We start from the raw sequence: 9,873 nt of genomic DNA, 5'->3' as shown, positions 1-9,873 counted from the left end.
CGCCGGGCAGCTGCCCGCCGCGGGCGGCGGCACGTACGGCGCGGTGGTGCTGTCCGGCGCCGACGCGACCGGCACCTTCTACGCGGTGCAGAGCCTGCGGCAGCTGCTCGCGCCGATCCAGAGCGGCCAGGGCCAGGGCCCGGCCGAGGCCGGCCGGGGCTTCCCCGGGGTCGTCCTGCGGGACTGGCCGACGGGCGCGCCCGTCCGCGGCACCGCCGAGTCCTTCTACGGCACCCCGTGGACGACCGCGGAGCGCCTGGAGCAGCTCGACTTCCTCGGCCGCACCAAGCAGAACTTCTTCCTGTACGCGCCCGGCGCCGACCCGTACCGGACCTCCCGCTGGCGCGAGGCCTACCCGCAGGCGCAGCAGGACGCGCTGCGCCGGCTCGCCGCGCGGGCCCGGGACAACCACGTGGTGCTCGGCTACTCGATCGACCCGGGGCAGTCGTTCTGCTACGGCTCCGGCAAGGACGTGGACGCGCTGGTCGCCAAGCTGGACGGGCTGCGCAGGCTCGGCTTCGGCGCCTTCCAGCTGCAGTTCCTCGACGTCAGCTACGACGAGTGGCACTGCCCGGGCGACCGCCGCACCTACGGCACCGGCCCGGCCGCGGCGGCCAAGGCCCAGGCCGAGCTGGCCGCGAAGGTGCAGACGCGGCTGATCGCGGCGCACCCGGAGCTGGCGCCGCTGTCGGTGGTGCCGACGGAGTACCAGAAGCAGGGCGCGACGCCGTACCGCAAGGCGCTGGCGGCGGCGCTGCCGGCGGGCGTGCAGGTGGCGTGGAGCGGCGGCGCGGTGATCGCGCCCAAGGTGACGGGCGACCAGCTGGCCCAGACGGCGGCGCTGTTCGACCGCCCGCTGGTGACCATGGACAACTACCCGGTCAACGACTCCACGCCGGACCGGCTGTTCCTCGGCGGCTACACCAGCCGCGACCCCGCGGTGGCGACCCGGTCGGCGGTGCTGCTGACCGCGGCGATGGCGCAGCCGGTGGCGTCCCGGCTGCCGCTGGCGACCGCCGCCGACTTCGGCTGGAAGCCCGAGGGCTACCGCGCCGAGGACTCGGTGAAGCAGGCGGTGCACGCCATGTCGGGCGGCGGCGCGGCCGAGGCGGCGCTCGCCGCACTGGCCGGGAACAGCTCGTCCTCGCCGCTGGACAAGCGGGAGTCGGGCTACCTGGCGCCGCTGATGGAGCGTTTCTGGACGGCGCTGGAGCCGTCCTCGGGCAGCACCCCGGACCACGCGGCGCTGCAGGCGGCGGCCGCACCGCTGCAGGAGGCCTTCGCGACCATGGCGGGGGCGCCGCAGGCCCTCGCCGGCGACGCGGTGGCGCAGGACGCGGGCCCCTGGCTCGTCCGGCTGGCCACCTACGGGCGGGCCGGGCAGGCGGCGGTCGCGATGCTGCTGGCGCAGCGCGGCGGCGACGGCAGTGCGGCCTGGCAGGCCCGGGTGGACCTGCGGCAGCTGCGCGAGCAGCTGGGGCAGGGCACGGTGACGCTCGGGGCCGGGGTGCTGGACCCGTTCCTGGAGCGGGCGCTGAAGGACGCGGACACCTGGGCCGGCGTGGACGCCGGCTCGGGCACCCCGACGACCACGATCGGCACGGCCAACGACCACGGCCCGGCACTGATGACGGACGGCGCCGCGGACACCTTCTACTGGAGCGCGTCCCCGCCGCAGGTCGGCGACGCGGTCGGCCTGGACCTCGGCAACGGCCGCCCGCTCGGCCGGGTGACCGTGCTGATGGGCTCGTGGGGCGACGGTCCGGACGCGGCGAGCGCGGCCGACGACTACCTGCGCGACGGGGTGCTGGAGTACTCCACGGGCAGCGGCGGCTGGAAGCAGCTGGCGGTGGTGCACGGCCAGAAGAGCGTGTCGGTGACCGCCCCGGCCGGCACCGTGGCCAAGGCGGTGCGGCTGCGCGCGCGGACGGCGCAGAAGACCGCGGTGGCCGTCCGGGAGTTCTCGGTCGCGGCACCGGACGACACGCCGGCGGTGGTGACCGGCCCGGCCGCGGCGCCGGGCTCCTCGCCGGACGCGGTGCTGGACGGCGACCCGGACACCGCGTTCCGCGCCGCGGACGCGCCGACGGCGGCCTCGGAGCCGCTGACGGTGGAGCTGGGCTCGGCCCGCCCGCTGGACCGGGTCACCGTGCTGACCGACCCGACGGTGCAGGCGGTCGCGACGGTGGCGGTGCGCGGCGCGGACGGCCTCTGGACGGCGATCGGCACGCTGAAGCCCGGCTACAACGAGCTCCCGGCGGGCGGCCGCCCGGCCGACGCGATCCGGCTGGTGTGGGCGCCCGGCTTCCAGGCGCCGGTGGTCAACCAGATCGTGCCCTGGTACGCGGACACCCCGGCGGCACGGCTCAGCCTCTCGGACTCCAGCCTGGACGTGGTGACCGGGCAGGCCGTGCCGCAGGTGACGAAGGCGGTGCTGGAGACCGGCCGGCCGGAGGGCACCAGCGGCGAGCTGAAGGTGGAGGTGCCGGCGGTCGCCAAGGGGCTGACCGTCACCCAGGGCACCGCGGTGGCGGTGCCGCGCGGCGGCCGGGTGGGCGTGCCGCTGCAGGTGGTGGCGGCCGCCGGGACGCCCTCGGGCACCTACCGGCTGCCGGTCACGTTCACCGCGGGCACGCTGACCGTCCGGCAGGACCTGCTGGTGCACGTGGTGCCGCCGGCCGGCGGACCGGACCTGGCGCGCGGCGCGACCGCCACCTCCTCTGCGGACGAGACGCCGGCCTTCCCGGCCTCCAACATCAACGACGGCGACCCGCGGACCCGCTGGTCCTCGCCGGCCTCCGACGGCGCGTGGGTGCAGCTGGCACTGCCGCAGGCGGCGCGGCTGGGCTCGGCGGTGCTGCACTGGCAGGACGCGCACGCGGCCGCCTACAAGGTGCAGACCTCGGCGGACGGGGTGACCTGGACGACGGTGGCCACCGTGGACGACGGCGGGGGCGGCACGGAGACGGTGCGCTTCGACGCGCCGGGCACCCGCTACCTGCGCGTGCAGGGGGTGACCCGGGCGACGAAGTACGGCTACTCGCTGTGGGGCGTCGAGCTGTACGCCGTCACCGGCTGAGCAGCTCGGCCAGCGAGGTGAGGGCGCCGGGGGTGCGGCCCGTCCGGTCGATCAGCCGTGCCTGGAACCCGGCGGCGAGGGCCCCGGCGACGTCCTCGACGGGGTGGTCGCCGACGTGCAGGATGCGGGCCGGCTCGACGCCGAGCCGCTCGGCGGTGATCAGGTAGATCGCCGGGTCGGGCTTCGAGCGGCCGCAGTCCACCGCGCGCACGACCGCGCTGAAGTAGGGGTCGAGGCCCGTCCAGGAGAGTTCGGCGTTGCCGTTGGTGGTCAGCGCGAGCGGCATCCGGGCGGCGAGCGCGGCCACGACCTCCGCGACCTCGGGGAAGAGCCGGGTGGAGCGGGCGCGGGCGGCCATGAACGCGAGGAACATCCGGTCGGCGAGCTCGGGGCGGCCGGGGGCGCGGCGGCGGACGGCCTCGGCGAAGGCGGCCCGGCGCAGCTCGGGCAGGGTGGCGCCGGGCAGGTCGGCGGCGACCTCCTCGCGGATCCGCTGCAGCCAGTCGACCTCCACCGGTGGGCCGCCGAGCTCCGCGCCGAGCAGGTCGGCGGCGTGGGCGATGGCCGGGGCGAACGCGGCGGCGAAGTCCCAGAGGGTGTCGTCGCCGTCGAAGGAGACGGCGTCGAAGGACAGGGCGTCGAACGGGAGGCCGTCGAAGGGGACGGGGTCGGTGGCGCGGGGGCGGCTCTCGGGCGGCACGGTGCGGGCTCCAGGGATGCAGACGGCGGGCCGCCGACGCTCCCGCTGCGGGTGCGCCGGCGGCCCATGAGGCGTACCGAAGTGTGACGGGCAGGCCCTTGTCTGTCAGGCGGAGAGCGGTTCCGGCTCTCCGCGGCGGCGGGTCGGGTGGGTCCTCGTGGCCGGAGCCGGCAGGGCACCCGCGTGGTCGGTATGGTCGTGGTGCTCGTACTCGCGGAACTGGTCGAGGCCGCCGTAGGGCTCCAGGTAGGGGCGCCAGCGGGGGTCCTTGATGCCGGTGCCGATGACCCGCCAGGCCAGACCGCTGGGCGGGGCGGGGGCGCGCTTCATCCGCCAGCCGAGCTCGGTGAGGTGGCGGTCGGCCTTGACGTGGTTGCAGCGGCGGCAGGCCGCCACCACGTTGTCCCACCGGTGCTGGCCGCCCCGGCTGCGCGGAATGACGTGGTCGACGCTGGTCGCGGCGGCCCCGCAGTACACGCAGCGCCCGTGGTCGCGGGCGAACAGTGCGCGGCGGGTGAGCGGGACGGGCCCGCGGAACGGGACCCGCACGAAGCGGGTCAGACGGACGACGGACGGTGCCGTCACGGTGGTGGTGGCGCTGTGCAGTGTGGTTCCGGAGTCCTCCAGGCTGACCGCCTTGTGGTTGAGGACCAGGATGAGGGCGCGGCGGGCGGAGACCACTCCGAGTGGTTCGTACGACGCGTTGAGGACCAGGACATGCGGCACGGATGCCTCCTTGGACGCCTGCGGCGCGTGGCTCGCGCCGGGACGAGCGGTGATCGCGCTGTGGCGCGATCTCCCCCAGTGTCGCCTTACGCCTTCGTACGGCGCCACCACTCCTGTGTAACGGACCGGATGTGGAATCCGTCATAGGACGTATGCCCGCGCGCCGGGCCCGGTGCACGCGTCGCCGCCGGTGAGGGGGCGTGTGCGGGGGCCGGGGCAGGCTGACGGGCCGTCCGGGGTGCCCGCGCGGGCCGCTAGGGTTGGACGGGACGGTCCGCCAGCCGGGCCGTGCCGGCGTCGCGCGCCGGCCGTACCCCGCACCACGGAAGGCCCGCACGTGTTCCGCTCCGGTGTCACCGGCCTCCTGGCCGAAGCCACCCCTTCGCCAGCCCAACCCACCCTCGACCTGAAGCTGCCGACCAGCGCCGAGGAGGTGACGGCCTCCACCAAGCAGGCCGCCAGCTGGTTCGACCAGAACTGGCAGAGCTGGGTCGAGGGCGGTGTGCGGATCGTCTTCATCGTGGTCCTCGCGCTGGTCCTGCGCGCGGTCGTCCGCAAGCTGATATCGCAGCTGGTGGCGCGGATGGGCCGCCCCTCGGAGGACGAGGAGGAGTTGGGCCGCCTCGGCGGTCTGCTGGCCAACAGCGGGGTGGTGAACACCGAGCGCCGCCAGCAGCGGTCGGAGGCGATCGGCTCGGTGCTGCGCAGCGTGGCCTCGTTCACCATCCTCGGCACGGCCGCACTGATGGTGCTGTCGGCGCTGGGCGTGAACCTCGCACCGCTGCTGGCGAGTGCCGGTGTGGCCGGTGTGGCGATCGGTTTCGGCGCGCGGAACCTGGTGACCGACTTCCTGTCCGGCGTCTTCATGATCATGGAGGACCAGTACGGCGTCGGCGACGAGATCGACACCGGGGTGGCCTCCGGCACGGTGCTGGAGGTCGGCCTGCGGGTGACCAAGCTGCGCGGCGCGGGCGGCGAGATCTGGTACATCCGCAACGGCGAGGTGAAGCGGATCGCCAACATGAGCCAGGGCTGGGGCACCGCCACGGTGGACGTCCAGGTCGGCTACAAGGAGGACCTCCTCCGGGTCGAGGCGCTGATCACCGAGGCGGCCGAGCAGCTGTCCAAGGAGACCCCGTACGACGAGCTGATCTGGGGCCGGGTCAAGGTGCTGGGCGTGGACTCGGTGGCGACCGACTCGCTGGTCCTCAAGGTCGAGGCGCGGACGACGCCGGGCAAGTCGCCGCAGGTGGCGCGGGCGCTGCGGCAGCGGCTCAAGCAGGCCTTCGACGAGGCCGGGGTGAAGCTCAAGGAGGAGGCGGTGACGGTGTCGGCGACACCGGTCGCGGCCGTCCCGGCGGCGGAAATCGCGGCGCCCTCGGCGCTGTCGGACCCGCTGTCGCCGCAGTCCGCCGCGGTCAAGCCGATACCGGCGCAGTCGGTGGAGTAGCCGCAGGAGCCGTCTTCGAGGCGCTGGCGCGCCCCTGGTGGTGCAACTTCAGCAGGGCCCCGTTCCCGGGTGGGAGCGGGGCCCTTCGCGTACCCGGGGTAACGCTTCGACATCAGGTCATTGACACCTGCTCCGGCCGGGATCTACGGTCCTCTCGAAGCAATTGGAAACTTTCCTAACAGTTCGCCGCGCCACCTGCCGGGCCCGCAGGTGACCGGGCCGGACCCGCAGAGGAGGATCGAGCCGTGACCGACACCACCCGCCCCCCGCTCGCCGGCACCCCGAGCCTGCTCCGCGCGATCAACGACCGCGCCGCCCTGGAACTGCTGCTCGCCAACGGCCCGCTCTCCAGAACCCAGATCGGCACCCTCACCGGCCTCTCCAAGCCGACCGCCTCCCAGCTGCTGACCCGGCTGGAGGCCGCCGGACTCGTCGTGCCGGTCGGCACCACCGCCGGCGGCCCCGGGCCGAACGCCCAGCTCTACCAGGTCAACCCGGCCGCCGGGTACGTCGCCGGACTGGACGTCACCACCACCCACGTGCGGATCGCCGTCGCCGACATCACCGGCACCACGCTGGCCGAGCACCAGGTCGCCACCAAGGGCTGGTCCGCGGCCGGCACCGTCGAGAAGGTCGGCGAGGCCCTCGCCGCCACCGTCCGCCAGGCCGGTCTCGCCGACGGCGGCCTGCACCAGGTCGTCATCGGCGTGCCCGGCGCCCTCGACCCCGCCACCGGCAAGCTCCGCTACGCCTCCCACCTGCCGGGCTGGCACTCCCCGCGGCTGCTCGCCGACCTGGAGGCCGCGCTCGGCACCCCGTTCTCGATCGAGAACGACGTCAACCTGGCCGCGATCGCCGAGCAGGCCCTCGGCGCCGCGCACGGCTGCGAGGACTTCGTCCTGCTCTGGGCCGAGGAGGGCATCGGCGCCGCGATCGTCATCGCCGGGCGGCTGCACCGCGGCTTCACCGGCGGTGCCGGCGAGGTCGGCTACATGCCGGTGCCGGGTGCCCCGGTCGTCCGCGACGTGCGGCGGCGCAACTCCGGCGGCTTCCAGGAGCTCGCCGGCGCCGACGCCGTCCTGGAGCTCGCCGCCGCGCACCGCCTCGCCGCCGGCACCGCCGAGGAGGCCGTCGACCTGGCCCTGCGGACCGAGGGCGACGGCGACGCCTTCCTCGCGGAGCTCGCCGAGCGGATCGCGGTGGGCCTCGCCGTCATCGTCTCCGTCGTCGACCCCGAACTGCTGGTGCTCTCCGGCGGCATCCCCACCGCCGGCGGCGAGCGGCTGCGCGCCCTCGTCGAGGAGGCGCTCGCCCTGATCTCCATCCCCCGTCCCGAGGTGCGCCGCAGCACCGTCCCGGGCTCCCCCGTCCTGCACGGCGCGCTGCAGCGCGCCCTGGCCACCGCCCGGGAAGCGGCCTTCACCACCCACTGACCCGCACCACCGCCACGCCACCGTCTCCCGCACACGGGCCGAGGGGCGATGCCCCCTGCCCGCGTCCCCCCCAGGAGGACCCCGAAGTGCACACCCCGCGCAGAACCCGCCGGACGCTCGCCGCCGCCACCGGTGCCGCCGCCGCCCTCGCCCTGCTCACCGCCTGCACCGGCACCCCCCAGGGCGGCGGGGACGACGGCTCCGCCGAGGGCAAGGACGTCACCATCACCTTCTGGCACGGCTGGAGCCAGGAGAACGAGACCAAGGCGATCGACGCCAACATCGCCGCCTTCGAGAAGCTCCACCCCAACATCCACGTCAAGGTGGTCGGCAACATCGCCGACGACAAGAGCGAGCAGGCCCTGCGGGCCGGCGGCGCCGACGCCCCCGACGTGGTCTCGTCCTTCACCACCGACAACGTCGGCAAGTTCTGCTCCGCCAAGGTCTGGGCCGACCTGACGCCCTTCCTGAAGAAGGACGGCATCGACCCGGCGAAGACCTTCCCCGCCGCGATGCTCTCCTACAGCGGCTACCGCGGGAACCAGTGCTCGCTGCCGCTGCTCGGCGACGCCTACGGCCTCTACTACAACAGGACCGCGTTCGCCGCGGCCGGCATCACCGCCCCGCCGAAGACCTTCTCCGAGTTCGAGGCGGACGCCGTCAAGCTGACGACCGCCCGGGGCGACGGCTACCAGCAGCTCGGGTTCATGCCGAACTACCACGGCTACGAGTCCACCCCCTCGCACTTCCTCGGCCAGTACAGCGCCGGCTACTTCGGGCAGGACGGGAAGTCCGACGTGGCCGCCGACCCGAAGGTCGCCGCGATGTTCGCCTGGCAGAAGGGCCTGGTCGACAAGCTCGGCGGCTTCGAGAAGCTGGAGAAGTACCGCACCGGCTTCGGCGACGAGTTCAGCGCCAAGAACCCGTTCACCACCGGGCAGGTCGCGATGGCCATCGACGGCGAGTGGCGCACCGCCTCGCTCGCCGAGGACAAGCCGGCCTTCGAGTGGGCCACCGCGCCCTTCCCCGTCCCGGACGACCAGGTGGCCTCCTACGGCCGCGGCTACCAGACCGGCACCATCATCGGCATCGCCAACGGCAGCCGGAAGCAGACCGCCGCCTGGCAGCTCGTCAAGTACCTGACCACCGACACCGACGCGGTCGTCGGCTTCGCCAACGCGATCCACAACGTGCCCAGCACCTTCGCCGCGCTCGACTCGCCCAAGCTCGACGCCGACGCCAACTTCCGCACCTTCCTGGCCATCGCGAAGAACCCGAACTCCTCGACCACGCCCGCCTCGGTCAACGGCGGCGCGTACCAGGTCTCCCTGCAGAACCTCGGCTACGCGTACGAGTCCGGCCGGCTCTCCGACCTGAAGGCCGGGCTCGCCGCCACCGCCAAGGAGATCGACGCGGCCATCGACCAGGCCAAGTGACGGACGCGCCATGGCACTCACCGACACCCCCCGGCCGGCGGCGCTGCGCAGCAAGCGCCGCCGGGAGCGGGCCCGCACCCTCGCCTTCCTCTCCCCCTGGCTGATCGGCTTCGGCCTGTTCTTCGCCTACCCGCTGGTCTCCACCGCCTACTTCTCGTTCATGAAGTACGACGGCTTCACCGCGCCCACCTTCAACGGCCTGAAGAACTGGACGTACCTCTTCGCGCACTACCCGTTCTTCTGGCAGGGACTGCGCAACACCCTGTGGCTGGTGGCCGTCATGGTGACCCTGCGGGTCGCCTTCGGCCTGGGCGTCGGCGTGCTCATCACCAAGGTGAAGACCGGTGCGGGCTTCTTCCGCACCGCCTTCTACCTGCCCTACCTGGCGCCGCCGGTGGCCGCCACGATGGCCTTCGCCTTCCTGCTCAACCCCGGCACCGGCCCGGTGAACCACCTGCTCGGAGACCTCGGCCTGCCGCGGCCCGGCTGGTTCACCGACCCCGACTGGTCCAAGCCCGCGCTCACCCTGCTCGCCATGTGGGGCATCGGCGACCTGATGGTGATCTTCATGGCGGCGCTGCTCGACGTGCCGAAGGAGCAGTACGAGGCCGCCGAGCTCGACGGCGCGGGGCCCTGGCAGCGGTTCCGCTTCGTCACCCTGCCGAACATCACGCCGATCGTGCTGTTCGCCGTCGTCACCGGGGTCATCCAGACCATGCAGTACTACACCCAGGCGATCGTCGCCGGGAAGGTCGCCAGCGGCGTGATCGGCGGCTCCGGCCAGCAGTTCGAGCCCGGCTACCCGCACGGCTCGACCTGGACCCTGCCGCAGATGGTCTACAACCTCGGCTTCCAGCGCTTCGACACCGGCACCGCCTGCGCCGCCGCCCTCGTCCTGTTCGCGATCTCGATGGCCTTCACCGCCCTGCTGCTGCGGCGCGGCTCCGGCCTGGTGGAGGACTGAGCCGTGACCCTCAACCCCGCCCTGCCGCTGCCGGCCCGCGCCCGGACGGCCGCCGCCCGCACCGCCCGCCGCCGCGCCGCCCTCG

The 9,873-nt window shown here is 74.1% G+C and carries 7 protein-coding genes; 5 read left to right on the top strand and 2 right to left on the bottom strand.

Features of this window, described 5'->3' with window-relative positions; translation table 11 throughout:
- The coding region (locus ABZ641_RS17585; protein ID WP_359982793.1) for a beta-N-acetylglucosaminidase domain-containing protein at positions 1 to 3,079 on the top strand (3,079 nt) is incomplete at its 5' end.
- Here the strand turns inward: ABZ641_RS17585 and ABZ641_RS17580 are convergent.
- Together ABZ641_RS17580 and ABZ641_RS17575 are read right to left on the bottom strand one after the other, a co-directional pair.
- Positions 3,069 to 3,779 carry an HAD family hydrolase gene (locus tag ABZ641_RS17580; RefSeq protein WP_344625708.1) on the bottom strand — a complete coding sequence of 237 codons (711 nt, stop codon included), beginning with the start codon at positions 3,777 to 3,779 and terminating at the stop codon, positions 3,069 to 3,071. The genes ABZ641_RS17585 and ABZ641_RS17580 overlap by 11 nt on opposite strands.
- A 105-nt stretch (positions 3,780 to 3,884) precedes the next feature.
- On the bottom strand, positions 3,885 to 4,505 hold the full coding sequence (locus ABZ641_RS17575) for an HNH endonuclease (RefSeq protein WP_344625707.1): 621 nt from the start codon (positions 4,503 to 4,505) through the stop codon (positions 3,885 to 3,887).
- A gap of 406 nt (positions 4,506 to 4,911) precedes the next feature.
- Between ABZ641_RS17575 and ABZ641_RS17570 the strand changes: the two genes are divergently transcribed.
- The 4 genes from ABZ641_RS17570 (at position 4,912) to ABZ641_RS17555 (ending at position 9,788) form a co-directional block, all read left to right on the top strand.
- Positions 4,912 to 5,955, top strand: a complete 1,044-nt coding sequence (locus ABZ641_RS17570) for a mechanosensitive ion channel family protein (protein WP_344625729.1) — start codon at positions 4,912 to 4,914, stop codon at positions 5,953 to 5,955.
- Between the two features lie 245 nt (positions 5,956 to 6,200).
- The gene (locus ABZ641_RS17565; RefSeq protein ID WP_344625706.1) at positions 6,201 to 7,388 is read left to right on the top strand and encodes an ROK family transcriptional regulator; all 1,188 of its coding nucleotides are present in this window, start codon (positions 6,201 to 6,203) and stop codon (positions 7,386 to 7,388) included.
- 86 nt (positions 7,389 to 7,474) lie between these two features.
- Positions 7,475 to 8,824, top strand: a complete 1,350-nt coding sequence (locus tag ABZ641_RS17560) for an extracellular solute-binding protein (protein ID WP_359982789.1) — start codon at positions 7,475 to 7,477, stop codon at positions 8,822 to 8,824.
- Between the two features lie 10 nt (positions 8,825 to 8,834).
- Positions 8,835 to 9,788: a sugar ABC transporter permease gene (locus ABZ641_RS17555; protein ID WP_359982786.1), complete on the top strand. Its 954-nt coding sequence runs from the start codon at positions 8,835 to 8,837 to the stop codon at positions 9,786 to 9,788.
- The last annotated feature ends 85 nt before the right edge of the window (positions 9,789 to 9,873 follow it).

Origin of the sequence: Kitasatospora sp. NPDC007106 (assembly GCF_040634455.1) — a bacterium.
Classification (GTDB): domain Bacteria; phylum Actinomycetota; class Actinomycetes; order Streptomycetales; family Streptomycetaceae; genus Kitasatospora; species Kitasatospora arboriphila.
Note: the sequence above shows the minus strand (reverse complement) of the source record. Positions and strands in the feature narration are given on the sequence as shown.

Coding starts and splice junctions, on each gene's coding strand:
- ABZ641_RS17555 (WP_359982786.1), top strand. CDS start 8,835: ATGGCACTCACCGACACCCCCCGGCCGGCGGCGCTGCGCAGCAAGCGC.